A 23925-nucleotide genomic window follows, 5' to 3' on the forward strand; every position below is an offset into this window, starting at 1 on the left:
TGATGCGCACCAGCGCGTTGCCCTGCGGGTCCGCCGAGCGCGAGCGTGGAGGCTGCGCGACGACAGGAGGCTCACCGATGACCGACGCCGACACGACGACCCGGACCGTGACCACGAAGGGCGCCTGGGACCCGGCAACGGGCACTCCGCACCACGTCCTCGACCACGCCCACCTGCCCGTGATGACCCTGCGCGAGTCCGCCCTGGCGAACAACACCGCCGTCATGCAGGCCTACGTCGACCGCCACGGGCTGCTGTTCGCGCCGCACATGAAGACGCACATGGCGCCCGACCTCGCCGCGCGGCAGATCGACGCCGGAGCGTGGGGCGTCACGGTCGCGTCCGTCCAGCAGGCGATGGTCGCGTGGGAGCACGGCGTCCACCGGATCCTGGTCGCGAACGAGGTCCTCGACCCCGCCGGCCTCGCCTGGCTCGCGTCCCGAGGCACGGTCGACCCGGACGCCGACGTCCTCTGCTACGTCGACTCCGCCGCAGGCGTCACCGCCGCCGTCGCCGCACAGGGCACCGTCGCCGGCGAGCTGCACGTCCTGGTCGAGCTCGGGTTCCCGGGCGGGCGCACCGGGGTCCGCTCCCCCGACGACGCGCGTGCCCTCGCGCTGCTCGCCCACGACGCCGGGCTCGTGCTCCGCGGTGTCTCCGGGTACGAGGGCGGGCTGCCCGGCGTCGACGCTGCCCGCGAGTACGTCGCCGGCGTGCTCGACGTCGCCGAGGACGTCCGCGGGCTCGTCGACGGTCGCGGACTCCTCAGCATGGGCGGCAGCGCCTGGTTCGACGCCGTCGTGGACGCGGTGGCGCACCGCACCGACGACCTCGACGTGCTGCTGCGGTCGGGTGCGTACCTGACCCACGACGACGGCTTCTACGCCGAGCGCACGCCGTTCGGCCGGCACCCGGCCGAGGGCTCGCTCGTCGCCGCGATCGAGGTCTGGGGACGCGTGACGTCCTGTCCGGAGCCCGGGCTCGCGTTCGTCGCCGTGGGCAAGCGCGACATCTCCTTCGACGAAGGGCTGCCGGTGGTGCGGTCGGTGCGGCAGACCCTGCCAGGAGGCCCGGCGGGCGACCCACAGATCGTCCCGCCGCCCGGGGCGGTCACCGTCACCCGCCTCGACGACCAGCACTGCTACCTCGCGCTGGCGGACGGTGCCCCCGAGCTGACGCCCGGTGACGTCGTCGTCCTCGGCATCTCACACCCCTGCACGGTGTTCGACAAGTGGCGGCAGGTGCACGTCCTGGCCGACGACGACACCGTGCTCCGGACGATCGCGACGTGGTTCTGATGCGCGCGACCACTGCGGCCCCGGTGCCGACGGACGGCGACGGTCCTGCCCGGAACGCCGCGCTGTCCCTGCGTCGCGGGCTCCGCCTGCTCGACTGCATCGCCGACCGGACCCGCAGCGGCGCGGTGTCCGTCAGCCTGTCCGTGCTGGCCGCCGAGCTCGGCGCCTCGAAGTCGACGGTGCTCCGCCTGACGGCCCCGATGCTCGAGAACGACCTGCTGCGCCGAACCCCGGACGCCGGCTTCACGCTCGGCCTCGGCGCCCTGCTGCTCGGGCAGAGCTACCTCGAGGGGATCGACCTGCGCTCCGCCGCGGCGCCGTTCCTGCGTCGGACGGCGGAGCAGACCGGCCTGACGTGCCACCTCGTCGTGCCGGACGGCACCGACATCGTCTACGTCGACAAGGTCGAGACCCGCGGCACCGTCCGCATGGGCTCCCGGATCGGGAACCGCCTGCCGATGCGGAACACGGCGTCCGGCAAGGCGATCGTCGCGTTCGGTGAACCGGAGCTGCTCGACCGGGTGCTCGCCGAACCGGCCCAGGTCATGACGGAGCACACCATCACCGACGACGACCGCTGGCGGCACGAGGTCGACCGCACGCACGGACGGGGGTACGGCATCGACGACCGCGAGAACGAGCCCGACATCCGGTGCGTCGCCGCCCCGGTGTTCGACCACGCGAACCAGGTGGTCGGCGCGATGAGCATCTCCGGGCTGGCCTCGCGGTTCCCCGCAGCGGCGGTCCGCGAACTCGGCGACGGGGTCGTGCGGACCGCCCACGAGATCTCCGTCGCGCTGGGGTCCTCGTCGGCGCAGCTCGCCCTCGCGCGGGGTGCGCGGTGACCGGCTCGGTGCTGACGTTCGGCGAGACGATGCTGCTCCTGACCGGGCGCGACGTCGGCGCGGTGCCGGACCTCGAGCACATGCGGGTGGACACCGGCGGAGCCGAGAGCAACGTCGCGATCGGCCTGGTCCGCGCCGGGGTTCCGGCCACGTGGATCGGTCGGGTCGGCACGGACCCCGCCGGCGACCGGGTGGCCGCCGACATCGGTGGCGAGGGCGTCGACGTGCTCGCGGTCCCCGACGCCGAGCGCTCCACCGGCATCATGATGAAGGAGCGTCTGCTCGACGGCCGTACCCGGGTGACGTACCACCGCCGTGGTTCGGCCGGCTCGGCGTTGGCCGCGACGGACCTGCCCGGCAGCGTCGTCGAGACCGCTGCGCTCGTGCACGTCACCGGGATCACCCTGGCACTCTCCGAATCCGCACACGACACCGTGACCGCAGCGCTCGACCGGGCGGCCGCCGCCGGTGTGCCGGTGTCGTTCGACGTCAACCACCGGCCGAAGCTCATCGGCGCCGACGCTGCACGAGACCGGTACCGGGCCGTCGCAGCACGGTCCGCCGTGGTGTTCGCCGGCGACGACGAAGCCCGGCTCGTGCTCGGCCGCGACGACCAGGACGACGACGAGGAAGCGCTCGCGCACGACCTCGCCGCGCTGGCACGGGGCCGCGCGGTCGTGAAGCTCGGCTCCCGCGGCGCCGTGGCGTCGATCGACGGCGTGTTCGTGCGTCGGCCCGCGACCCCGGTGCGCGTCGTCGACCCGGTCGGTGCCGGTGACGCGTTCGTCGCGGGCTGGCTCGCGGCGAGCCTGGGCGGAGCGGACGCCGCCGAGGCGCTCGACCGGGCCGCCGACGCCGGCGCCCTCGCCTGCACCGTCGAGAGCGACTGGCGCCGCCCGGACCCGGCCGCCTTGCACCACGCCCCGGATCCGTCGGACACCGACCACACCGTGCACGACCACGTCGACCGCTGACACCGCGTCCGACGACACCGTGTCCGCCGAACACCACCACTCGAGGAAGCGCACCATGACGAACGACACCACGAGCACCGAACAGGACGCCGCCGCACGGCACCGTCACCAGGCCGGTCCGGCGATCGCGATCCTCCGCGGCGGCACCGGCGACCACGTCGAGGACGTCATCGCCACCCTGGTCGAGTCCGGCGTGACGGCGATCGAGATCACCACGAACACCCCGCATTGGCGCGAGGGCATCGCGTGGGCGGTCGAGCGGTACGGTTCCGCGGCGTCCATCGGCGTCGGCACGGTGCTCGACGTCCGCCAGCTCGACGAGGCCGCTGCGGCCGGTGCCTCGTTCGCCGTCAGTCCCCACCTCGACGCCGAACTCGGCGAGCGCGCGCACGAGCGTGGCCTCGGCTGGTACCCCGGCGCAGCGACCCCGACGGAGATCGTCCGCGCGTGGCGGCTCGGTGCCCGCGCGGTGAAGGTCTTCCCGGCGGCGCAGCTCGGCGGCCCCGCGTTCCTGAAGCAGGTCCTGGCACCGCTCGACTTCGTCGACGTCATCCCGACCGGGGGCATCGGGGTCGACGACGCCCCGGAGTACCTGGCCGCCGGTGCGGTCGCCGTCGGACTCGGGTCCCCGCTCGTCGGCGACGCCCTGACCTCGGGCGACCTCGACGCCCTGCGGGAGCGGGCTGGCCGGCTCGTCGCGGCGCTCGACCGATGACCACCGGCGATCCCGAGCACATGACGGGCTCCGAGCAGCCCACCGGCGAGCGGTCCACCAGCGGCGTCGTCCTGCTGCGCGGCGGGTCGGTACTCGGTGCGGACGGGGCCCCGGTGCGCGCCGACGTCCTCGTCACCGACGCCGTCATCCGTGCCGTCGGTGCCGACCTGGCCGCCCCTGCCGACGCGCACGTGATCGACTGCGACGGACGCCTGGTGCTGCCGGGCTTCGTGGACGCACACTCGCACGCCGGGTCGCTCGTGTTCGACGAAGGCGTGCAGCTCGCGCTCCTGCGCCAGGGCGTGACCACGATCGTGACCGGACAGGACGGCGTCGGACCAGCGCCGGGTGACGGTTCGTACGCCGACACGTACTTCGCCGCCATCGACGGCCCGCATCCGACGTACCGCGGTGGTGGGGTCGACGGCCTGCTGACGACCTACGACGGAACGACCCCGATCAACGTCGCGACGCTCGTGCCCGCCGGCACGGTCCGGCACCAGGTCATGGGCGACGACCCGGGGCCGGCGGACAGCGCGCAGCTGGCCGCGATGCGGGAGCTCGTGCGCGACGGCCTCGTGGACGGTGCGGTCGGCCTGGCGACGGGGCTCGACTACGTCCCCGGCCTGTTCGCCGGCACCGCAGAACTCGCTGCGCTCTGCACCGAGGTCGCTGCCGTCGACGGCGTCTACGTGTCGCACATGCGCGGTGGTTACGAGGGGAACGCCCGCGCCGGCCTCGACGAGATCGCCGACATCGTCCGCTCGTCGGGCGTCCGCGCGCACGTCTCCCACCTGCACGCGCCCGTCGACCTCGCGGTGACGGCACTGGCCGAGCTCGAGGCCGATGGCGCCCCGATGTCGTTCGACGCCTACCCGTACTCGCGTGGCTGCACGATACTGTCGATGCTGCTGCTGCCCGCGGCCCTCGCCCGTCCCGGTACCGAGGACCTCGCCCACGCGATCGCCGACGACGGTCGTGCCGCGGTCCGGGCGGCCGTGCTCGACCGCGTGCTGTCCCGCGCCGACCTCGGCACCGGCTGGGCGGAGCAGATCACGCTGTCGCACGTGCCCGCCGCCGAGTTCCACGCGCTGCAGGGCCGCACCCTCGCCGACGCCGCCGAGGCGACCGGGACGGATCCGGTGGACCTGGCCCTCGACGTCCTGGTCGACTCGGCACTGCAGGTCACCGCCGTGATGCGCGTGCCCCGTCCACGGACTGCCGACGACCTGGCGCCGCTTTTCCGGCTGCCCGGGCACACGGCAGGTTCCGACGGCATCTTCGTGGGCACACACCCGCACCCGCGGGCGTACGGCACGTTCGCGCGCTACCTGCAGGACTTCGCCCGCACGGGGCTGCTGACGTGGCTCGATGCCTCGCGGCACCTGTCCACCACTGCGGTCGAGCGACTCGGCCTCGGTCGACGTGGCGCGGTCGCCGTCGGGGCGGTCGCCGACCTCGTGGTCGTGCATCCCGATCGGATCACGGCGCGGTCGTCCTACGACGAACCGATGCGCCTGGCCGAGGGCATCGACGACGTCCTCGTCGCCGGGGTCCCCGTGCTGGCCGAGGGCGCCCTGACGCACGCGACCCCCGGGGCCGGGCTGCGTCGCCACCCGGGCCGGATCGACCACGAGCAGGGAGCAGGGAGCAGGGAGCAGCGGGCACCGGGGGGGGCGGTGACCCAGCACGGCCGGTGGAGCAGCCGGGCCGGTGACGCAGCACGGTCAGCGACGCAGCACGGCGACGCCCCTCGGTGAGGCTTCACACAGCCTGTCCCGACGTCACGAAGCGCTCGGCAGCACCGCCACGACGTCGATCTCGACCAGGATGTTCGCCAGGTGCGACTGCACGGTGGTGCGGACCGGGTACGGCTGCGAGAAGTGCTTCGCGTACTCCTCGTTGAAGGCCGGGAAGTCGCGGTCGGAGTGCTCGAGGTGCACCGTGGACTTCACGACGTCGTCGAGGGTGGCGCCGTGCTCGGCCAGCACCGCTGCGACGTTGGCCAGCACCTGCGCGGTCTGACCGGCCACGTCGTCGGCGATCGCACCCGTGGCGGGGTCCTGCGGGCCGAACCCGGCGGTGTAGATGAAGCCGTTGGCGACGATGCCCTGGCTGTAGGGCCCGGCGGGCTTCGGGGCGTCGTCGGTCACGATGGCGGTCTTCGGCGCGGTGGGGTTCGGCACGGTTGCTCCTGTGGTTCGTCGGTCGTCGGCGGAGACTCCAGGCTAGGCGGACGCCACGCGGTGGGGCCGACCACCCGACCAGCGCATTCCGCATTGCAGAACGCGAGTCGGGCCTCCCGTCCGGGGTGCCGCACCGACCACCCAGGTGGAGGGCGACTACCCTGGCCGGGTGCCGTCCTCCCTGCCCGAACGCCGCCGAGCGCGCACGGGCTCGCGCCGAGCACGCGCATGAGCCGGCTCGACGGCGCGGTCACCGGGACCGCCTCGACCGGACGGCGTCGCGCACTCGACACCGTCACCTCCCTGCCGGCGTGGGCGGCCGTGCTGCTCGTCTGGACCGGCGGCCGGATCGTGTCGACGCTGTGGCTGGCGCTGGCGTACCCGCTCATCGGACGGGCGATGCCGGACAACGCCATCTGGGGCAACGGGCACGGCTTCACGGCGTTCCTCACCGCCTGGGACGGCCAGTACTACGAGCAGATCTCGCTGCACGGGTACCCCGACGTGCTGCCGCTCGACGCCGTCGGCAACGTAGCGCAGAACGCCTGGGCCTTCCTGCCGGCGTTCCCGTTCACGATCCGGATGCTCACCGCCTCGACCGGGCTGCCGTTCACCGTCGGTGCCCCGCTCATCTCCGTGCTGGCCGGGCTGCTGGCGACCTACCTGCTGCACCGCCTGGTCCGTGACCGTGCAGGCAACGCCGCCGCGATGTGGGCGGTGTTCTTCTTCACGTGCGGGCCGCTGTCGTTCCTGTTGCAGGTCGGGTACGCGGAGAGCATGTTCCTCGCGCTCACGTTCGGCGCACTGCTCGCCCTGGAGCGTCGCCGGTACGGGCTGCTCACCGTGCTCGGGGTCGCTGCTGCCTTCACCCGTCCGGGTGCATTGGCCGTCCCGCTCGTGCTCGGGGTCATCGCCCTGGTGCGGTGGGTCCGGGCTCGCCGTGAGACCGGGCGGGTGCTCGACACCTTCCCGCTCCGCGAGCAGGTGCAGGTCGTGGCCGCCGGTGCCGTGATGGTGGCGGCGGGCCTCGCGTGGCCGGTCATCGCGTCGCACGTCACCGGCACGCCGAACGCCTACCTCGAGACCGAGATGTCGTGGTGGGTGAACTTCATCGGCCGCGTGGACTTCGTGCCACTGTCACCGTGGTTCCTCATCGCCGGGCGCTGGCTCGGCGTCGGCGGGATCCTGATCGTGGTGTTCCTGCTCGTCGGGTTCCCGATCTGGCTGCTCCGCCGGTCGACGAAGCGGCTCGGGTCGACGACCGTGCTGTACTCGGCCGCCTACGCGCTCTACATCTTCGCGGTGTCGCTGCCGATGGCCTCGACCCCGCGGCTGCTCATGCCCCTGGCGCCGTTGTTCGGCTCGCCGGAGCTCGTCGCGAAGCCGTGGATGCGGTGGACCTTCGTCACCGCGGCGCTGGCCGGGCAGCCGGTGCTCGTCGCGGTGCTCTGGCTGCTCGGGCCCCCGTAGCGACGACGGCGAGGTCGGCGGCTCCGGCATCGGCATCGGCATCGGCATCGGCACGACGGCAGCTCCGACGTGGAACGACGGAATCGACGTCGTACGACATCGGTCCCGTCGTTCGGAGTCGGATCGAGCCGAGCCCGCCCCGCCCCGCCCGCCCCTAGAGCTCGACGGTCCCGTGGTCCCCGGTGTCCGGCTGGCTCTGCTTGCCGAGTGCGGCCTTGAGCGTCTGCACGAGGCTGCCGACCGGGCCGGTGTCCTGCGTCCAGTACTCGACCGAGTCGCCCGACACGGTGAGGAGTCGGATCGAGGGGTCGTCGCGGCCGTCCGGGAACCAGGCCTCGGCGAACGGCGACCACAGCTCGTCGATCACGGCGCTGTCCTGCGTCACCGTGGCGGTGCCGGCGATGGACAGGTAGCCGCCCTGCGACTCGATGGAGACGTTGACGTGCGGGTTCCTGGCGATGTCGTCGACCTTCTCGCTGCCGTCCTGCACCAGGAAGCGGAGGGTCCCGTTGAACGCCTTGTCCTGCACTGCGAGGGGCCGGGCGTGCAGCTGGCCATCCTCGCTCACCGTCGTCAACAGGGCCGTGTGGGCGCCGTGGACGATGTCCGAGATGGCGGCGCGCTGGTCGGTCTGCGTGTCGGTCATGATGCTCCTTTGCGTCGTGCGCCCCACCCGTCCCGACGTTCGACCGCGGGTCCGGCGGGGCCGTACCGTTCCCGCCAGTGTGCCCCTCGACGCTGGGCGCGTCCGGCACACGGCAGCACCACCCCGACCGGGAGGACCGTGCCGACTCCCCCGGACACGTCCGGCCACGCAGGTGGCCGGTCCGCAGTGCCCGCACCCGGTCCGGCGCACTCCATGCGTCCGCACACAGCGGCACTCCACCAGACGATCACCGCGTGCATCGTCGGAACATGCACACACACCGGATGCATGCGCAACGAGCGACACTCCACGAGTCGATCCGGTGGTGGATCGTCGGAAGGTGCACCCGGACGGAACGCGTCAGGCGGACTCGCGGATCGTGGTCTCGACGTCGACGACCTGCGGCACACGCGGCATCGACGCGAAGCCGAACGCCACGGGCGGGTCGAGCGGCGCCAGGGTACCGAGGGGCTCCCCCGCCCAGGTCCCGCGCACTCCGGTGACGTCGTGCGCCCCGGTCACGCCGTAGTACTCGCGGCGGCCGTTCCCCGCCGAGCCGGCGGTGCCGGATCCGGGAGCGACGAGCCGGGCGATCGGGTCGATCGCGGCGAGCCACCGCGGGTCGCGGGCGATCGGCTTCGGGACCACGCGCAGCACCCGGCCGAGCGGGGAGATCGTGCCGACGTCGACCGACACCTGCAACGCGCCGGCGTCGAGCTCCAGGCCACGTGCCGTCCGTCGGGCCCGGACGTCGACCACGGACACCGTGTCGAACCGGTAGGTACCGGAGACGTACGCGGCGACTATCTCGTCCGGCGCGAGCAGCACACTGGTGCCGTCGGGTAGCTCGAGGAACACGTCGGTGAACGCCCCGAACGGCGAGCGGTCCCACATCCCGACGACGATCCGGACGCCCGACGTGGTGCCGACGCCCATGATCCGGCCGCGGAACCGGCGCTCGACGGGAGGGGTGCTGGGACGTGACGGCATGCCGTGGACCGTACCCGTCGCGCCCGTGAGGCCGACCGACGGAGCCGACCCGCGCCTCCCGGCCGACAGGTGCGCCAAAGCGACAGATCGCCGCGAACGTTCCGCGGCGATCTGTCGCTTTCGCGGGGTAGGCGCGCCGGGGTGATCGCCTACGGGACGGGGACGGGCTCGGCGAGCAGCTCGCGCACGCGCGGCGCGACCCGGGTGCCGTAGAGCTCGATGGACCGCAGCATGTCCTCGTGCGGGAGGCGACCGGTCGCGTACCGCATGTCGAACCGCGAGGCGCCGAGGATCCGCATGTTCCGGGCGATCTTCCGCGCCACGGCCTCCGGCGACCCGACGTACAGCGAGCCACCGGCGGACAGGCCCGCGTGGTACCCGGCGACGTCGAGGGGCGGCCAGCCGCGCTCCCGGCCGAGCTGGTCGGTGACGGCCTTGTGGTACGGCCAGTAGCGCTCGGCGGCTTCCTCGTCGGTCGCCGCGACGAAGCCCGGCGAGTGCATCGCGATGGGCTGCTGCGGCAGGTCGAGCTGGGCGAGCGCCTGACGGTACAGCCGCGAGAACGGGGCGAACTGCGCCGGCTGCCCGCCGATGATGGCGAGGAAGAGCGGCAGGCCGTAGGACGCCGCACGGATGACCGACTGCGGGGAACCGCCGACGCCGATCCAGGTGGGGATGGCGCCGTGCTCGAGCTTCGGGAAGACGTCCTGGTCGACCAGGCTCGCGCGCTTCGTGCCGGACCAGGTGACGGCGTCGCCGCCGCGCAGGGCCGCCCAGAGCTGCAGCTTCTCCTCGAACAGGACCTCGTAGTCGGAGAGCTCGTGGCCGAACAGCGGGAACGACTCGGTGAAGGAACCGCGCCCGAGGATGACCTCGGCACGGCCGTCCGAGATCGCGTCGACGGTGGCGAAGCGCTCGTAGACACGCACGGGGTCGTCGGACGACAGCACCGTGACGGCGGAGCCCATCCGGATGCGGGAGGTCGAGGCGGCGATCGCGGCGAGGACGACCTCGGGTGCGCTCACCACGAAGTCGGCGCGGTGGTGCTCACCGACGCCGATGAAGTCGATGCCGACCTGGTCGGCGAGGACGGCCTGGGCGACGACGTCGCGGATGCTCTGCGCGTCGGACTTGAGACTGCCGTCGGCGAGTTCGGTGACGTCGCCGAAGGTGTCGATGCCGAGCTCCACGGGTCCGATCCGCTCGGGTGCGGGCGGCGGGACGTCCGAAGGGCGATCGGTGCCGAATGCGTTGCTCATGGTTCCTCCTGGTCGCACTTCCATGCGTTTGCATCAAACTACCACGATCGGGCCGGCAGGGCCAGGCCGGCGGTCCGGCACGGCCAGCGCCCGCGTGTACGGTCGCCCGCATGCCGAAGCTCCCTGACCAGACCGGACGCAGGATCGTCGTCACCGGCTCCAACAGTGGCACCGGGAAGGAAGCCGCGACCCGTCTCGCGGCCGCCGGCGCGAGCGTCGTGCTCGCCGTGCGCACGACCGCGAAGGGCGATGCCGCCGCGGCCGAGATCCGCGCAGCCCACCCGAACGCCGACGTCGAGGTGCGCGAACTCGACCTCGCGGACCTGGCGAGCGTGCGCCGCTTCGCCGACGGCATCGTCGGCGAGGACCGCCCGATCGACGTCCTGGTGAACAACGCCGGGGTCATGGCGCCGCCGAAGCGCTTCGAGACGGTCGACGGGTTCGAGCTGCAGTTCGGCACGAACTTCCTCGGCCCGTTCGCGCTGACCAACCTGTTGCTGCCGTCGCTGCTGCGCGCTGAGGCACCGCGGGTCACGACGATGTCGAGCCTCGCCGCGATCCCCGGCCGGATCCGCTTCGGCGACCTGCAGTGGGAACGCGGGTACAACGGCTGGCGTGCCTACGGCCAGTCCAAGCTCGCCGACCTGCTCCTCGCGCTGCACCTGCACCGACTGACCGTCGAGGCGGACGTCCCCGTCGTCAGCACCGCGGCGCACCCCGGCTACACCCGCACGAACCTGCAGTCGGCCGGGCGCTCGCTCGGACGCGCCAAGCCGGTGCGGCCCAGCAACCGCGCGCTCCCCTTCACCCAGGCGGTCGAGCAGGGCACCGAGCCGCTGCTCTACGCCGCGGTCGGCCCGAACGCGGTCGGCGGCGCCTACTACGGCCCGGCTGGCCCCTTCGGCCTGACCGGACCGACGACCGCCGTCTCGATCCCCGGGTCGGCACGGAGCGCCGACCTCGCCCGCTCGCTCTGGGCCGTCGCCGAGGACCTCACCGGGACACGTCCGCCCCTCTGAGCGCGGGGCGCGGCTCGCACGGTGCGGGGCGCTGCGGTCCGACGCGGCCGCCCCCTCTGGACGAGGACGAGGACGGCGACCTCGCCTCCGGCTCGCGAAGACGCCGGCGTCTCGCCAAAACGCCCCCAGCTCCACGAAACGCCGCCGAATCTGGAGGCGTCTCGTGGACAGGGCGGCGTCGAACGAGTACGCCGGCGTCTCGCGCTGCACGCCGGCGTCTCACGCTGCACGCCGGCGTCATCCCGGGACGCCGGCGTCAGGCGCGGTGCAGCTCCACCGACCCGTCCAGCCGTCCGGGTTCGGTCAGGCGGGCGTGCTGCAGGACCGTGCGGTCCGGGCCGATCGCGGCGGCGACGATCGACAGCGTCGTCATGTGCCCCTCGGCCTCGTGCGCGTCGCGGAGGATCGCGTCGGGGTGATCGCTCGGCAGCGCAGCAGACTCGGCCAGGACACCGAACCAGCCGCCCCACCCGTCTCCGGCGTCGTCGCCCGCGTCCACCGTCCGGAGTTCGTCGAAAGGCCCGAGCACCGGTGGCCCGACCGGGGCGTCCGCGGCACGGAAGGCCTCGAGCCACCGGCCGATGCGCGGTGCCGCCGGGTCGTCCGGTTCGCCGTGCGTCACCATGTGCACGCCGGGGCCGAGCTCGGTCGTGCGGACCCGTGTGCCGTCCCAGGTCAGGACCGCGGCGCCGTCGGCGGTCGCCCGCACCAGGTTGAACGCGCGGGTGGTCGGCAGGGTGCCGTCGTGTCCGGGCAACAGGTCGTCGGCGACGGCGTCGACCGGTACCACGCCGCGGGTCGTCCACGTGCCGTCGACACTCGGCACCGGTTCGCCGCGGTTGAGCACGACCGCCAGTCCGGCGCGGTCCGAGGCGGCGAGCCACGCACCGCCGGCAGCACGGTCGCGCACACCGCGGACCCCGGGATCGCGATCGGGCCACCACGCAGCAGGCGGGTCCCACGGACGCTCGGGTGACTCGTCCCGCAGGGCGAGCACGGTGACGGGCCACGCGGACCCGGGGTCGACGCGGACGACGACGGTGCACATGCCGTCGATCCTCGCACGTGCCCCCGGTAGCGTGAGCGGCGTGAACGCAGCAGCAGAGCGCACCCTGACCGTCATCGTGGGGATCACCGGGGGCATCGCCGCCTACAAGGCCGTCGGCGTGGTCCGCGACCTCGTCAAGCGCGGGCACGAGGTGCACGTCGTCCCGACCGAGGGGGCGCTGCGCTTCGTCGGGCTGCCGACGCTCGAGGCGCTCAGCCGCAACCCCGTCACCACGAGCGTCTGGGACGACGTGTCCGAGGTCCGCCACGTCGCCCTCGGCCGTCGCGCGGACCTGGTCGTGGTGGCCCCGGCGACCGCGGACTCCCTGGCACGGATGGCGAACGGCCTGGCGAGCGACCTGCTCGGCACGACGCTGCTCGCCACCGACGCCCCGGTCGTCGTCGCGCCGGCGATGCACCCGCAGATGTGGGAGCACCCCGCGACCCGGACCAACGTCGCCGTCCTGCGCGAGCGGGGCGTGCACCTGGTCGGACCGGTGGTCGGCGCACTGACGGGCGACGACGCCGGCATCGGCCGGATGGCGGAACCCGAGGACATCGTCGCCGCCGCGCTCGCCGTGCTGGACGGCCCGGCCGGTGCGGCGGCAGGGCGTCGCGCCGGCACCGACGCGGGGACGCAGTCCGGCGCCGGGGCCCGCGGCGAGCAGGGCGACCTCTCCGGCGTCCGCGTGGTCGTCAGCGCGGGCGGCACCCGCGAGCCGTTCGACCCGGTGCGCTTCGTCGGCAACCGGTCGAGCGGTCGGCAGGGCCTGGCGATCGCCGCGGACGCCGCAGCGCGCGGTGCCGTCGTCACCGTCGTCGCCGCGAACGTCGAGGCCGGCCTGACCGCGGGCATCGACGCGACCGTCGTGCCGGTGGGGTCTGCGCTCGAGCTCGCCGAGGCCGTGCACGCCGCGGCGGTCGATGCCGACGTCGTCGTGATGACCGCTGCCGTCGCCGACTACCGGCCGGCCGAGGTCCTCGCCGAGAAGCTCAAGAAGGACGCCCAGGGCGAGCGGATGACGCTCGAGCTGGTACGGAACCCCGACGTGCTCGCCGACCTGGTGGCGGCGCGGCGCACCGGGCAGGTCATCGTCGGGTTCGCCGCCGAGACCGAAGCCGACCGCGACGCCCGCATCGCACTCGGCCGCGCGAAGATCGCCCGCAAGCCCGCCGACCTGCTCGTCGTGAACCACGTCGGCTGGTCGGCCGGGTTCGAGCGCGAGGAGAACGCGATCGAGGTCCTGGTGCCGGGCGGCGAGGTGGTCCGCGAGACGTCGGGCACGAAGGCCGAGGTGGCGGCGGCGGTCCTCGACCTCGTCGCGACCGCACTGACCTGATTCCGAGGACGGGCGAGCACGATGGGGGCATGCGACGACGTGAGCGGATCAGACGAGCCACCCGGACTGCCACACTGCTCGCGGTGCTGCTCGGCGGGGCCGGCGTCACCCACTTCCTGCAGCCGCGCCACTACGACCGGATCGTGCCGGACACACTGCCACCGCGGCTGACGACGGTCGCGTCCGGCGTTGCCGAACTCGGCATCGCCGCCGGACTCGCGTTCCCGGCCACTCGCCGGGCCTCGGGGTGGGCTGCAGCTGCCCTGTTCGCCGCGGTCTTCCCCGCGAACGTGAAGATGGCGAACGACCTGCTCGACAGCCCGCGCTCGACCCGGGCGATGCGGTTGGTCTCCGTACTCCGACTCCCGCTGCAGGCCCCGCTCGTCCTGTGGGCCGTGCGCGTCGGTCGGCACGCACCGAAGCGGTGAGCCAGCCGTCCTGGACCCGTGCGGCCGCACCGCTGCTGCACCGGCCGGTGACCCAGCACGCGTGGGACGACGTCGTCTTCGCGCACTGGCGGCACGACCCGGGGCCGCTGGCGCGACTCGTCCCACGGGGGACGCGCCCCGACGTGGTCGACGGCAGCGCCTGGGTGGGACTGACGGCCTACGTCTTCCACGAGACGCGGGTGCCACCGTTCCCCTCCGCCGGCCGCCTCGGGCGCATGACCGAGGTCACCATCGAGGTCCTGACCGTGGACGACCAGGGCCGGCGCGGGGTCGCGTACCGCACCGTGGACACCGCGAACGTGCCGGCGATCGTGGCCGCACACGCGCTGCTCGGCGTGCCGTACACCTTCGCGCACGCCCGGTCGCGCCGCCGCGGCGAGGTCGTCGCGCACCGGTCGGTCCGGCACCCCGCACGTGCACTGCACCCGGTGCGCTGGGCGCGGTCGCTGCGGCAGGAACGCCCCTCGGGCACGGATCGAACCCGGCACGCGGCCTCGATCCGGGTCACCGCCGGTGACGTCGTCGACACGCCACTGGCCGCCGAACTCACCACCCGCGCCGGCATCCACGCCCGGTACCTGGCCCAGACGCTGTTCTGGCAGCGACAGCACCCGCCGCTGACCGTGCGGGCCGCGCACCTCGACCGGCTCGAGGGGGACCTGCCCGACGCCGTCGGCATGCCGGGACTGTTCGACCGGGCACCCGACTCGCTGCTCGTCGTCGACGGCACCACGGTGCGGTACGCCTGGGGCGGGGTCGTGCGGTGAGCGACCACGCCACGGACGATGCTGCCCAGGACGACCTCGACCGCCCGGTGACACGCGCTGAGCCGAGCGGAACGCCGGTCTCATATCAGGTACGTTGATCGGTGCGCGTGCACTGACCGCGCCCCGATCGAAGGAGAACGCATGCCGGTCCCCCGCAGCGCCCCGACCGAGCACCAGCTGCTCCGCGACACCGTCCGGCACAAGATCCACGACGCGATCATGGACGGCACGCTCGTCCCCGGCGAGCGGCTCAACGACGACGAGCTCATCGCCTGGCTCGGCGTCTCCCGCACGCCGATCCGCGAGGCGCTGAGCCAGCTCTCCCGCGCCGGCCTCATCGAGATGGCGCCGAACCGGTACACGCGCGTCACGACACCCCAGCCCACCGAGGTGATCGAGGCGATGCAGACCCTCGGGGTGCTGTTCGGCGGAGTCGTCCGACTGGCGGTCCCCCGCCTCGGTGCCGGCGCTCGGAAGAAGATCCTCACGCAGATCGACAAGACGATCGCCGAGCTCGAGTCGCACGACGTCCCCGCGGTCAACCACGATGCGCTCGACGTGTTCGCGCTCTACGTCGCCGAGTGCGGCAACGAGAACCTGCAGCGCGTGTGCCGCGACACCATGGACGGCCTGGCGTTCCGCCTGCGCCTGCCGAACCTCGACGAGCTCGTCGACTGGGACCGGATGACCGCGGACTTCCGTCGGCTGCGCACCGCGACCGAGTCCGGGGACAACGTCGCCGCCGAGCTCGCGACCGAGGCGATCCACCAGCTGCCGGGCGAGAAGCACTGAGTCCGGCTGTACCCCCGTACAGGAACCCGCCCGTCTCGCGCACGTGAGGCGGGCGGTCCGCGTTCCACGGGCCTCCCGGACACCCCGTCCGGACCCGCGACCGACGCGCACGACGCTCCCAGACTGCGGATCCGGCGAGCCGATAGCATCGCTGGCGACCACCCGATCGCCCACCCGGAGCAGCACATGAGTCCTCGATCGACGGACCGTACCGAGGTCGCCGCACGTCTGGCCGCGGCGGTCGGACGGATCAACCGGCGAGCACGGACGGACTCGGCCTCGCTCGGGTACGGGATCGTGTCCGCACTCGCCACCATCCAGCGCGAAGGACCCCTGCGCCCAGGCGACCTGTCGCGGATCGAGGTGGTCACGAAGCCCACGATGACCCGCATCCTGACCGAGCTCGAACAGCGCGGCTTCATCGAGCGTGAGGCGGACCCGCGGGACGGCCGCGCCTTCATGGTCTCGGCCACCGACGAGGGCATCGCCGCGGTCGAACGAGCACGCTCGGACCGCACCGGGATCGTCGCCGAGCTCATCGCCGAGCTCGGTGAGTCCGACGTCACCGCGATCGCCGGAGCGCTCGACGCCCTCGAACGCGTCGCCCAGGGCGACCGCACCCAGGAACCTCACACGTTCTAGGTCTGAACGGGCCGTTACCGAACCGTTACCAACGGGTGGACGGACGGTTCTGCCAGCGATCCTGGACGCGTCATCCAGTCTGACGAGTCATCGTGTCGGCTTCGCCCGACGGCGGCCTCCCCAGGGCCGGTCGCGGCGGACGGACGGGCCCCACACCACCGTCCGGTCCTCCCCGGTTCGCCGGACTCCCCATGCTCCGCGCACCTCGACGCGCGCAGCATCGCTCACCGGCCCCGACGTGCCGCGCAGCCCGGAGTCCCGCACCACGAACCGCCCGACCACCGGAACCGATGCCAGGACACACCCCCGACCTCCCCACCACCACCGCCTCGACCCGACGTGAGGCCCTGAACTCCCCCAGCCGGCGCGTGCGCCGCGCCCTCCGCCACCGTGCGCTCCGACACCGTGCGACGTTGATCGTCGGCGGCGCCGCGGTCCTCGCCGTCGCTGGCGGTGCCCTCACGATCGGCACCCAGCCCGCCATCGGCGAAGCGCTCGGCATGCCGACCGGTACCGCGAGCGCGTCCGCGACGGCCCAGCCCGCGCTGCGCGGCACCGCCCTCGACCGTGCCCAGGCAGCGGCGACCATCTCGACCGCGAAGACCGTGATGACGACGGCGAACGCCAAGACCGACACGGCCTCGCTCGAGCAGCACATCGACGCGCTCAGTGACTACCCGGAGCTGTCCGGCGCCGCGCTCACGACGCGCATCTCGTCGACCGTCGAGTCGACCGCGCACGTCGCGCAGGCCAGCGCCACGCAGGACAAGCGCGACGTCGACGCGAAGGTGGCCGCCGTCGCGAAGGCCGCCGCCGAGAAGCGGGCCGCCGCAGCAGCAGCGGAGGCCGCCCGGAAGCTGGCGGCGGGCAACACCGTCGCAGGCGCCAAGGCGACGGCGACCTCGCTGGCGTCCTCCGAGTACGGCTGGGGCTCCGACCAGTTCCAGTGCCTCGACAACCTGTGGACCAAGGAGTCCGGCTGGGACTACCAGGCCGTCAACGCCAACGGCGGGGCGACCGGCATCCCGCAGGCGCTGCCCGGTTCGAAGATGGCGACCATCGGCTCCGACTGGCAGACCAACGCCACGACCCAGATCAAGTGGGGCCTGCAGTACATCAGCGCCGCGTACGGCACCCCGTGCTCGGCGTGGGCGCACTCGCAGGCGAGCAACTTCTACTGAGCGGCGCGGGCCGGCCGCCTGCTGGCCCACGCACCTGCACGTCGAACGGCCCCGGGTACCGCCCGGGGCCGTTCGTCCTGTAGGCATGCCGGGTGACGACGATCGGACTGCGCCGGATGGCGCCCCGCGACCCCGCCGAGGGACACCGAGCCGCGAGCCCCCTGGAACTGCTGTTCGACCTGGTGTTCGTCGTCGCGGTGGGCTTCGCCGCCACCAACCTGCACGAGATCGAGACCGAGGGGCACGTCAGTTCCGCGGTGGTGGCGTACGCCATGGTGTTCTTCGCCATCTGGTGGGCGTGGCTGAACTTCAGCTGGTTCGCGACCTCGTTCGACACCGACGACTGGCTGTACCGCGTCACGACGTTCGTGCAGATGGCCGGCGTGCTCGTGCTCGCCGCCGGGGTGCACGCCGCCATGACCGAAGGGGACTTCACGGTCCCGGTGATCGGCTACGTGGTGATGCGCCTGGCGATGGTGGCGCAGTGGCTCCGCGTCGCCGTGTCGTCCTCGCGGTACCGCCGCACCGCACTCCGCTACGCCGTGGGCATCGTCGTCGTGCAGGCGCTCTGGGTCGGCATGCTCGCGCTGCCGCAGGGATCGACGGCGTGGGCGTTCCCCGTCCTCGTCCTGCTCGAGGTCCTCGTCCCGCCGATCGCCGAGGGCACGGGCGAGACGACGCCGTGGCACACGCACCACATCGCCGAGCGGTACGCGCTGTTCACCCTCATCGTGCTGGGCGAAGGACTCGTCGCCTCGGCGAACGCGGTCATCAACGGCATCGCCCAGGCCGACCACCTCGCGTCGCTGCTGGTGCTGGCCGCGGCCGGGCTCGTCATCGTCGCCGGACTCTGGTGGATCTACTTCTCGCGCGAGCAGCACGACCACATCCGGAACCTGCCGAGTGCGCTCGTGTTCGGCTACGGCCACTACTTCGTCTTCGCCGCCGCGGGTGCGCTGCCGGCCGGGATCGAGGTCGCGGTCAGTGCGGACGCCGGCGAGGCCGAACTGTCGCACGCCACGGTCGCTGCGACCGTGGCCGTCCCGGTCGCGTTGTTCGTGCTCGCCATCTGGGCGCTCGCACTCCGGCCGTCGCTGTCCGCCGGGTGGAACGCGATCGTCGTCGTGCTCGCCGTTGCGATCCTCGCGACGATCGCGGTGCCCGACGTCTCCCTCGTCGCGACTGCACTGCTCGTCGCCGCGACCGTCGTGGTGCTCGAGGTCGCCGAGCGGCGGCCGGGGACGCGCCGCATCCGGTGACGAACCGCGACCGGTGATCGGACGGGAGGCCCGTGACGGCGCCGCCACGGGCCTCCCGTCCGTCATCGCCGAAGCGACAGGGCCCCGCGAACTGTTCACGGGATTCTGTCGCTTCAGCGGGACGGTCCGTGCACGGTGATGGGACTGTGTCCCTTCAGCGGGACGGTCCGTGCACGGTGACGGGACTGTGTCGCGTTGACGAGCCGGGTTCACCCCACCCGCGCGACCCGCACGTCGACCCGCGTGAGCGCCAGGCCGTGCGCTGACGCCGTCGTCAGGGCGACGTCGTGCACGGCGCGGGCGACCTCGGGCGCGGGGCGGTGTCCGTCGGTGCCGATGACGACCCGCAGGACGCCGTCGTCGACCACGATGCGTGCGGGGGTGGTGCTGGACGCCATGCCGCGGACGGCACTGACGGTGCTGGCCACGGTCGGGCGGGCGCGGTAGAGGTCGGTGACGCCGGGGACGTCGACCACGGCCTGTTCGACCACGGCGAGGGTGTCGTCGGTGGTGCTCATCGGGTCCCCTCGGTGTCGGTGTCGGTGTTCGGGTCGTCGGTGTTGTCGGGCTGCGGTTCGAGCAGGTCGCGGACCACCACGTCGATCGACTCGACGACCAGATCGGTCTGCTCGGCCAGCGCCTGGGCGACCCCGGTGCGGACCAGGTCCGCCGTCGCGACGATCGACGGGCCGGACATGATCGCGACCTCGACGACCACGCGGACCGGTGCGGCGAGTTCGGTGACGTCGCCGTCGAGCCGGCACCGGGCGACGAGGACGCCGGGAACACCGTCGCCGGTCCGGCGGATGAGCGACCGGATCGCTCCCTCGGTCATCACCGGGCGCTCCGACTCGGACTGCGCGCGGAGCGGGACGTCCCGTCCGGAGCGGGACTCCAGCGAGATGTTGGCGAGCACGCCGCCGATCCACGACTCGTCGGCCGGGGCTTCGTCGCGGGCGGCGGCCTCGAGGGACCCGAGCGACGCGTGCCGCACGCGCAGGATCGCCGCGAGGGCGTTCTGGCACGCGGGTGAGCCGTCGATGGTGGGGTCCGGCGGCTGCATGCCGGCGTCCAGGTAGTCGGCGAGCTCGTCGATGGAGTGGCCGTCGAGGTCGTCGAGTTCGAGTGCGTCGAGGTCGCTCATCGCCATCCCTCCATGAGTCGGATCATGTTCTTCCTCGCTCGGGACAGGAGTCCGCGGACCGTCGAGGGAGGCAGGTCGAGTTCTGCGGCGATGTCGTCGTAGCTGTACTCGAGCACCTCCTTCATGATCCAGCAGCGTCGTTGGGCTTCGGGCAGTTCGGCGAGCGCCGTCTCCGCCGCTTCCTCGCGCGAGCGGGCCTCGGCGACCCGGTCGGGAGCGTCGTCGGCGGGTGCGGCGACCTCGAGTTCGGTGACGTCGTCGTGGAACCGGCGGGCCCGGATGCGGTCCAGGCACTTCCGGCTGAGGATCCGCATCAGCCAGGACTTCACCTTGGCGTGGTCCTCGAGCCGGTCCAGGCGGTCCCACGCGGTGATGAAGGTCTCCTGCACGACGTCGTCGAGTTCGTCGGTCGATCCCAGGGTCCGACGGGCGTAAGCGCGCAGGAGCGGTGTGTAGCGGCGGATCAGGACCTCGAAGGCCCGGACGTCGCCATCGGACGACCGGCCGGCGAGGACCGCGTCGTCGAGCTCGGCGAGGGACTGGTGGTGCACGCTTTCCTTCTACTGGTCGGGGCTGGGAACGAGGTCGGTCGCTGATGGGACGCGCGAGGACGGCGGATCGTCACACTTGTCGTCACACTTGCGCCAGAGTGGAGACATGTCGCTCGTCACCGCCGTCTGCCGCGTCGACCGCCTGCTGCCCGACTCCGGCACGATCGGCGTCACCGCCATCGACAAGCGTCCGGTCGACGGCAAGGTCCGGGTCCGACCGCTCGGGCTGTACGCCGACGTCCAGGCCGACCGGAAGCACCACGGCGGCGAGGACCAGGCCGTGTACGCCTACGCCGACGAGGACGCCGCGTACTTCGCCGCGTCGCTGGAGCGCGAGATCCCCCCGGGCCTGTTCGGCGAGAACCTGCGGACGACGGGTGTCGACGTCACCGGGGCCGTGACGGGCGAGCGGTGGCGCATCGGCGAGACACTGGAACTCGAGGTGACGATCCCCCGGATCCCGTGCGGCACGTTCGCGCGCCGGATGGGCGTCGACAAGTGGGTCCGGCGGTTCACCGAGGAAGGCCGTCCGGGCGCGTACCTGCGGGTCGTGAAGTCCGGCCCGGTGGCAGCAGGCGACCCGGTCGTCGTGACGTACCGGCCGGAGCACGGCGTGACGATCGGCGAGGTCTTCGCGGGGCTCACCCCCGAGCGTGCCCGTGCGGTGCTCGAGTCCGGGGAGCGACTCGCGCCGAAGGTCGTCCGCGACGTGTCGAAGGTCCTCGCCCGGTCCTCGGCAGCCGCCAGCTCCTCGGCAGCCGCCAGCTCCTGATCAGTCGCCGCGCGTCGGGTCGAGGGGCCGCTTCGCTCGGGGCAACCCGGCGACGACCAGGTCGTAGGCGTTCGCGACGAGGTCCTCGACCAGGGTCTCGTCGATGCCGTCACCGGGAGCGAGCGTGATCCAGTGCCGCTTGTTCATGTGCCACCCCGGTGTGATCTCGGCGTGGTCGCGGACGAGTGCTGCCCCGTGCGGCGGCGCGCACTTCAGGTTGACGATCGGCACACCACGGAGCTCGCTCGTCATCACGAACATCTTGTCGACGACCTTGTAGACCAGGGCGCCCTCGCCGAAGGGCTCGGTCTCGAACACCGCGGGCAGGCCCATCGCGGTGCGACTCGCGATCTCGTGCAACTGCGCGCCGTCCATGCACCCAGCATGCCCCAGACGCCCGACACCGCGGCTCGCGGACCGGACCTGTTCGGGGGCATGTCATGAGCGTCGTTCACATCGTAGGATCAGCTCGCCGCGTACCCGACGCGGCGGTCGCCCCGGCGACCACACACCTGTTCCAGGGGGAACCCGTGCGCATCATCCGTACCCTCGGCATCGCCGCCGCCACCGCAGTCCTCGCCACCACCGTCGTCGTCGGTGGTGCCTCCACCGCGCAAGCCGCCCCGAAGACCTACGCCAACTGCACCGCGGTGCAGAAGGTGTACTCGGGCGGCATCGCGAAGAAGTCCGTCACGCAGAACAAGGTCGTCTCCGGCGGCAAGACCACGACCCGTGCGCTCAAGGGCACGGTGAAGAAGGACGACGCCCTGTACAAGGCGAACGCGAAACTCGACCGCGACAAGGACGGCATCGCCTGCGAGAAGAGCTGAGCGGCTGCGGCTTGCGGCGGCTCGCTGAGACGCCGGCGTCCGCGCGAGACGCCGCCATCCCGCTGGGACGCCGCCACCTCTGGCGGCGTCTGAGCGGCTGGGCGGCGTCTCGCGAACACACCGGCGTCTCGTAACACACACCGGCGTCTCACGAACACACCGGCGTCTCGCAACACCAACAACTGCAGCGGCGCGCACCCGTCAGAGCGTCGGGACGCCCTCGTGCCCGGACCTCGGGCGGGCGGTCCCGGCGACCCCGGCGACGACCGACCCCACGGGGACGTCCTTCGTCACCACGGTGTTCGCACCCACGACGGAGTCCTGCCCGATGCTGATCGCCCCGATCAGGGACGATCCCGCGCCGAGCACGACGCGGTCGCCGACCACCGGGTGCCGTCGGGCTCCTGGGCCGTGGTCGCCGCCGCGCCCGCCCAGGGTCACCCCGTGGAACAGCACGACGTCGTCTCCGATCACCGCGGTCTCGCCGATCACGACGCCCATGCCGTGGTCGATGAAGAACCGTCGGCCGATGCGGGCGCCGGGGTGGATCTCGATGCCCGTCACCGATCGCGCTGCCTGGCCGATGACCCGCGCGACGAACCGCGATCCGGGCAGGCCCCTGGCGAGCCAGAGCCGGTGCGTCACGCGGTAGGTCCAGATGGCGTGCAGCCCGGAGTAGACGATCGCGTTCTCGAGGTCACCACGGGCGGCGGGGTCGCCGCGGCGTGCTGCGGCCAGGTCCTCCCGGACCGTCCGCAGCACGCCTCGTCGGACGGGACGACTCACGCAGTGAGTCCCTCGAAGAGCACCGTCGACAGGTAGCGCTCCCCGGTGTCGCAGACGATCGCGACGACGCGCTTGCCGGCGTTCTCGGGTCGTGCGGCGATCTCGAGCGCGGCGTGGATGATCGCCCCGGACGAGATGCCGGCGAGGATGCCCTCGTCGGTCGCGAGCGCCCGCGCCACACGCAGAGCGTCGTCGAGCTCGACGTCGAACACCTCGTCGATGACGGACTGGTCGAGGACCTCGGGGATGAAGTTCGCGCCGATGCCCGCGATCTTGTGCGGTCCGGCCTTGCCCTCGGTCAGGAGCGGGGAGTCCTTCGGCTCGACCGCGACGATCTGCACGCCGGGCACGCGCTCCTTGAGCACCTGGCCGACACCCGTGATCGTGCCACCGGTCCCGACGCCGGCGACGAACACGTCGACGTGCTCCTCGGTGTCGCGCAGGATCTCCTCAGCGGTGGTCTTCCGGTGGATCGCGGCGTTCGCGGCGGTCTCGAACTGGTGGGCGAGGATCGCGCCGGGCGTCTCGTCGACGATCGCGGCGGCGCGTTCGACCGCGCCCTTCATGCCCTCGGGACCGGGGGTGAGCACGATCTCGGCCCCGTAGGCGCGCATCACCGCACGACGCTCGACGCTCATCGTCTCCGGCATCGTGATGATCACCTTGTAGCCGCGGGCCGCACCGACGAGCGCGAGGGCGATGCCGGTGTTGCCCGACGACCCCTCGACGATGGTGCCGCCCGGCTGCAGGTCGCCGGACTGCTCGGCCGCGTCGATGATCGCGACGCCGAGGCGGTCCTTCACGCTGGCGCCGGGGTTGTAGAACTCGAGCTTGGCCAGCACCTCGGCGCCGCCCGCCTTCGGCAGCCGGTTCAGCTTGACGAGCGGGGTGTTGCCGAACGCCTGGGAGATGTTGTCGTAGATCGTGCCGCTCATCCGGTCCGTCCTCATCGGGTCAGGTCGC

Annotated in this window: 27 protein-coding genes; 16 read left to right on the top strand and 11 right to left on the bottom strand. The window is 72.7% G+C overall.

The window, feature by feature from the left end; all coding sequences use genetic code 11:
- Positions 1-77: 77 nt before the first annotated feature.
- The 5 genes from EDF42_RS11605 to EDF42_RS11625 are packed head-to-tail and all read left to right on the top strand — an operon-like array spanning position 78 to position 5592.
- Positions 78-1298 carry an alanine racemase gene (locus EDF42_RS11605; RefSeq protein WP_185040914.1) on the top strand — a complete coding sequence of 407 codons (1221 nt, stop codon included), beginning with the start codon at positions 78-80 and terminating at the stop codon, positions 1296-1298.
- Positions 1298-2143, top strand: coding sequence for an IclR family transcriptional regulator (locus EDF42_RS11610; protein WP_123292034.1), 846 nt, complete (start codon positions 1298-1300; stop codon positions 2141-2143). The genes EDF42_RS11605 and EDF42_RS11610 overlap by 1 nt, the downstream gene beginning before the upstream one ends.
- Positions 2140-3117, top strand: coding sequence for a sugar kinase (locus tag EDF42_RS11615; protein WP_123672403.1), 978 nt, complete (start codon positions 2140-2142; stop codon positions 3115-3117). The genes EDF42_RS11610 and EDF42_RS11615 overlap by 4 nt, the downstream gene beginning before the upstream one ends.
- A gap of 55 nt (positions 3118-3172) precedes the next feature.
- Positions 3173-3832, top strand: coding sequence for a bifunctional 4-hydroxy-2-oxoglutarate aldolase/2-dehydro-3-deoxy-phosphogluconate aldolase (locus EDF42_RS11620; protein ID WP_123672404.1), 660 nt, complete (start codon positions 3173-3175; stop codon positions 3830-3832).
- Positions 3829-5592, top strand: coding sequence for an amidohydrolase family protein (locus EDF42_RS11625; protein WP_260235411.1), 1764 nt, complete (start codon positions 3829-3831; stop codon positions 5590-5592). The genes EDF42_RS11620 and EDF42_RS11625 overlap by 4 nt, the downstream gene beginning before the upstream one ends.
- A gap of 24 nt (positions 5593-5616) precedes the next feature.
- On the opposite strand, the gene EDF42_RS11630 is transcribed toward EDF42_RS11625, so the two are convergent.
- The gene (locus EDF42_RS11630) at positions 5617-6018 is read right to left on the bottom strand and encodes a RidA family protein (RefSeq protein WP_123313916.1); all 402 of its coding nucleotides are present in this window, start codon (positions 6016-6018) and stop codon (positions 5617-5619) included.
- 228 nt (positions 6019-6246) lie between these two features.
- On the opposite strand from EDF42_RS11630, the gene EDF42_RS11635 reads away from it, so the two are divergent.
- Positions 6247-7488: a hypothetical protein gene (locus EDF42_RS11635; RefSeq protein WP_123672405.1), complete on the top strand. Its 1242-nt coding sequence runs from the start codon at positions 6247-6249 to the stop codon at positions 7486-7488.
- A gap of 154 nt (positions 7489-7642) precedes the next feature.
- On the opposite strand, the gene EDF42_RS11640 is transcribed toward EDF42_RS11635, so the two are convergent.
- The 3 genes from EDF42_RS11640 to EDF42_RS11650 all read right to left on the bottom strand — a co-directional run bounded on the left by EDF42_RS11640 (position 7643) and on the right by EDF42_RS11650 (position 10383).
- Positions 7643-8134, bottom strand: coding sequence for a pyridoxamine 5'-phosphate oxidase family protein (locus EDF42_RS11640; protein ID WP_123292028.1), 492 nt, complete (start codon positions 8132-8134; stop codon positions 7643-7645).
- Positions 8135-8494: 360 nt separating this feature from the next.
- Positions 8495-9124, bottom strand: a complete 630-nt coding sequence (locus tag EDF42_RS11645; protein WP_123672406.1) for a hypothetical protein — start codon at positions 9122-9124, stop codon at positions 8495-8497.
- Between the two features lie 149 nt (positions 9125-9273).
- Positions 9274-10383: an LLM class flavin-dependent oxidoreductase gene (locus EDF42_RS11650; RefSeq protein WP_260235412.1), complete on the bottom strand. Its 1110-nt coding sequence runs from the start codon at positions 10381-10383 to the stop codon at positions 9274-9276.
- A gap of 110 nt (positions 10384-10493) precedes the next feature.
- Between EDF42_RS11650 and EDF42_RS11655 the strand changes: the two genes are divergently transcribed.
- A complete protein-coding gene (locus EDF42_RS11655) occupies positions 10494-11402 on the top strand; it encodes an SDR family oxidoreductase (RefSeq protein WP_123672407.1) in 909 nt (302 codons plus the stop codon).
- 256 nt (positions 11403-11658) lie between these two features.
- On the opposite strand, the gene EDF42_RS11660 is transcribed toward EDF42_RS11655, so the two are convergent.
- Entirely contained in the window at positions 11659-12450 is a 792-nt protein-coding gene (locus tag EDF42_RS11660; protein WP_185040916.1) for an NRDE family protein, read from the bottom strand.
- A gap of 64 nt (positions 12451-12514) precedes the next feature.
- Between EDF42_RS11660 and EDF42_RS11665 the strand changes: the two genes are divergently transcribed.
- The 7 genes from EDF42_RS11665 to EDF42_RS11695 all read left to right on the top strand — a co-directional run bounded on the left by EDF42_RS11665 (position 12515) and on the right by EDF42_RS11695 (position 18879).
- Positions 12515-13789 (top strand): phosphopantothenate--cysteine ligase family flavoprotein, encoded by a 1275-nt coding sequence (locus tag EDF42_RS11665; protein WP_123672500.1) that lies wholly within the window; start codon positions 12515-12517, stop codon positions 13787-13789.
- A 29-nt stretch (positions 13790-13818) separates the two neighbouring features.
- The gene (locus EDF42_RS11670; RefSeq protein ID WP_123672409.1) at positions 13819-14217 is read left to right on the top strand and encodes a hypothetical protein; all 399 of its coding nucleotides are present in this window, start codon (positions 13819-13821) and stop codon (positions 14215-14217) included.
- On the top strand, positions 14214-15005 hold the full coding sequence (locus tag EDF42_RS11675) for a DUF2071 domain-containing protein (RefSeq protein ID WP_185040917.1): 792 nt from the start codon (positions 14214-14216) through the stop codon (positions 15003-15005). Before EDF42_RS11670 ends, EDF42_RS11675 begins: the two co-directional genes overlap by 4 nt.
- Positions 15006-15146: 141 nt before the next feature.
- Positions 15147-15797 carry a GntR family transcriptional regulator gene (locus EDF42_RS11680; protein WP_123292021.1) on the top strand — a complete coding sequence of 217 codons (651 nt, stop codon included), beginning with the start codon at positions 15147-15149 and terminating at the stop codon, positions 15795-15797.
- A gap of 186 nt (positions 15798-15983) precedes the next feature.
- On the top strand, positions 15984-16439 hold the full coding sequence (locus tag EDF42_RS11685; protein WP_111084361.1) for a MarR family winged helix-turn-helix transcriptional regulator: 456 nt from the start codon (positions 15984-15986) through the stop codon (positions 16437-16439).
- Between the two features lie 290 nt (positions 16440-16729).
- The gene (locus EDF42_RS11690; protein ID WP_123672411.1) at positions 16730-17620 is read left to right on the top strand and encodes a phospholipase; all 891 of its coding nucleotides are present in this window, start codon (positions 16730-16732) and stop codon (positions 17618-17620) included.
- A 92-nt stretch (positions 17621-17712) separates the two neighbouring features.
- On the top strand, positions 17713-18879 hold the full coding sequence (locus EDF42_RS11695) for a low temperature requirement protein A (RefSeq protein ID WP_260235414.1): 1167 nt from the start codon (positions 17713-17715) through the stop codon (positions 18877-18879).
- A gap of 209 nt (positions 18880-19088) precedes the next feature.
- On the opposite strand, the gene EDF42_RS11700 is transcribed toward EDF42_RS11695, so the two are convergent.
- Genes EDF42_RS11700 through EDF42_RS11710 form a run of 3 tightly spaced genes read right to left on the bottom strand, consistent with a single transcriptional unit; the run spans position 19089 to position 20574 of the window.
- Positions 19089-19397 (bottom strand): hypothetical protein, encoded by a 309-nt coding sequence (locus tag EDF42_RS11700; protein WP_123338782.1) that lies wholly within the window; start codon positions 19395-19397, stop codon positions 19089-19091.
- Positions 19394-20023, bottom strand: a complete 630-nt coding sequence (locus EDF42_RS11705) for a hypothetical protein (RefSeq protein WP_148067763.1) — start codon at positions 20021-20023, stop codon at positions 19394-19396. The genes EDF42_RS11700 and EDF42_RS11705 overlap by 4 nt, the downstream gene beginning before the upstream one ends.
- Positions 20020-20574: an RNA polymerase sigma factor gene (locus EDF42_RS11710; RefSeq protein ID WP_111084365.1), complete on the bottom strand. Its 555-nt coding sequence runs from the start codon at positions 20572-20574 to the stop codon at positions 20020-20022. Before EDF42_RS11710 ends, EDF42_RS11705 begins: the two co-directional genes overlap by 4 nt.
- Before the next feature lie 106 nt (positions 20575-20680).
- Here EDF42_RS11710 and EDF42_RS11715 point away from each other — a divergent pair, with 106 nt between their 5' ends.
- Positions 20681-21346: an MOSC domain-containing protein gene (locus EDF42_RS11715; protein WP_123672413.1), complete on the top strand. Its 666-nt coding sequence runs from the start codon at positions 20681-20683 to the stop codon at positions 21344-21346.
- On the opposite strand, the gene EDF42_RS11720 is transcribed toward EDF42_RS11715, so the two are convergent.
- Positions 21347-21721 (bottom strand): MmcQ/YjbR family DNA-binding protein, encoded by a 375-nt coding sequence (locus tag EDF42_RS11720; protein ID WP_123292015.1) that lies wholly within the window; start codon positions 21719-21721, stop codon positions 21347-21349.
- Between the two features lie 155 nt (positions 21722-21876).
- Here EDF42_RS11720 and EDF42_RS11725 point away from each other — a divergent pair, with 155 nt between their 5' ends.
- Complete coding sequence (locus tag EDF42_RS11725) at positions 21877-22176, top strand: excalibur calcium-binding domain-containing protein (RefSeq protein WP_240347376.1); 300 nt, start codon at positions 21877-21879, stop codon at positions 22174-22176.
- Positions 22177-22377: 201 nt separating this feature from the next.
- Here EDF42_RS11725 and epsC read toward each other — a convergent pair whose 3' ends face one another.
- Together epsC and cysK are read right to left on the bottom strand one after the other, a co-directional pair.
- The gene (epsC, locus tag EDF42_RS11730; protein ID WP_260235415.1) at positions 22378-22962 is read right to left on the bottom strand and encodes a serine O-acetyltransferase EpsC; all 585 of its coding nucleotides are present in this window, start codon (positions 22960-22962) and stop codon (positions 22378-22380) included.
- Complete coding sequence (cysK, locus tag EDF42_RS11735) at positions 22959-23897, bottom strand: cysteine synthase A (RefSeq protein WP_123292013.1); 939 nt, start codon at positions 23895-23897, stop codon at positions 22959-22961. Before cysK ends, epsC begins: the two co-directional genes overlap by 4 nt.
- Positions 23898-23925 lie beyond the last annotated feature (28 nt).

Origin of the sequence: Curtobacterium sp. PhB172 (assembly GCF_003752545.1) — a bacterium.
Classification (GTDB): Bacteria; Actinomycetota; Actinomycetes; order Actinomycetales; family Microbacteriaceae; genus Curtobacterium.

Bases quoted from the DNA above. Each gene is read 5' to 3' on its own strand.
- EDF42_RS11605 (WP_185040914.1), top strand. From the start codon at position 78: ATGACCGACGCCGACACGACGACCCGGACCGTGACCACGAAGGGCGCC.
- EDF42_RS11610 (WP_123292034.1), top strand. From the start codon at position 1,298: ATGCGCGCGACCACTGCGGCCCCGGTGCCGACGGACGGCGACGGTCCT.
- EDF42_RS11620 (WP_123672404.1), top strand. From the start codon at position 3,173: ATGACGAACGACACCACGAGCACCGAACAGGACGCCGCCGCACGGCAC.
- EDF42_RS11625 (WP_260235411.1), top strand. From the start codon at position 3,829: ATGACCACCGGCGATCCCGAGCACATGACGGGCTCCGAGCAGCCCACC.
- EDF42_RS11635 (WP_123672405.1), top strand. From the start codon at position 6,247: ATGAGCCGGCTCGACGGCGCGGTCACCGGGACCGCCTCGACCGGACGG.
- EDF42_RS11640 (WP_123292028.1), bottom strand. From the start codon at position 8,134: ATGACCGACACGCAGACCGACCAGCGCGCCGCCATCTCGGACATCGTC.
- EDF42_RS11645 (WP_123672406.1), bottom strand. From the start codon at position 9,124: ATGCCGTCACGTCCCAGCACCCCTCCCGTCGAGCGCCGGTTCCGCGGC.
- EDF42_RS11650 (WP_260235412.1), bottom strand. From the start codon at position 10,383: ATGAGCAACGCATTCGGCACCGATCGCCCTTCGGACGTCCCGCCGCCC.
- EDF42_RS11655 (WP_123672407.1), top strand. From the start codon at position 10,494: ATGCCGAAGCTCCCTGACCAGACCGGACGCAGGATCGTCGTCACCGGC.
- EDF42_RS11660 (WP_185040916.1), bottom strand. From the start codon at position 12,450: ATGTGCACCGTCGTCGTCCGCGTCGACCCCGGGTCCGCGTGGCCCGTC.
- EDF42_RS11670 (WP_123672409.1), top strand. From the start codon at position 13,819: ATGCGACGACGTGAGCGGATCAGACGAGCCACCCGGACTGCCACACTG.
- EDF42_RS11680 (WP_123292021.1), top strand. From the start codon at position 15,147: ATGCCGGTCCCCCGCAGCGCCCCGACCGAGCACCAGCTGCTCCGCGAC.
- EDF42_RS11685 (WP_111084361.1), top strand. From the start codon at position 15,984: ATGAGTCCTCGATCGACGGACCGTACCGAGGTCGCCGCACGTCTGGCC.
- EDF42_RS11690 (WP_123672411.1), top strand. From the start codon at position 16,730: ATGCCAGGACACACCCCCGACCTCCCCACCACCACCGCCTCGACCCGA.
- EDF42_RS11700 (WP_123338782.1), bottom strand. From the start codon at position 19,397: ATGAGCACCACCGACGACACCCTCGCCGTGGTCGAACAGGCCGTGGTC.
- EDF42_RS11705 (WP_148067763.1), bottom strand. From the start codon at position 20,023: ATGAGCGACCTCGACGCACTCGAACTCGACGACCTCGACGGCCACTCC.
- EDF42_RS11715 (WP_123672413.1), top strand. From the start codon at position 20,681: ATGTCGCTCGTCACCGCCGTCTGCCGCGTCGACCGCCTGCTGCCCGAC.
- EDF42_RS11720 (WP_123292015.1), bottom strand. From the start codon at position 21,721: ATGGACGGCGCGCAGTTGCACGAGATCGCGAGTCGCACCGCGATGGGC.
- cysK (WP_123292013.1), bottom strand. From the start codon at position 23,897: ATGAGCGGCACGATCTACGACAACATCTCCCAGGCGTTCGGCAACACC.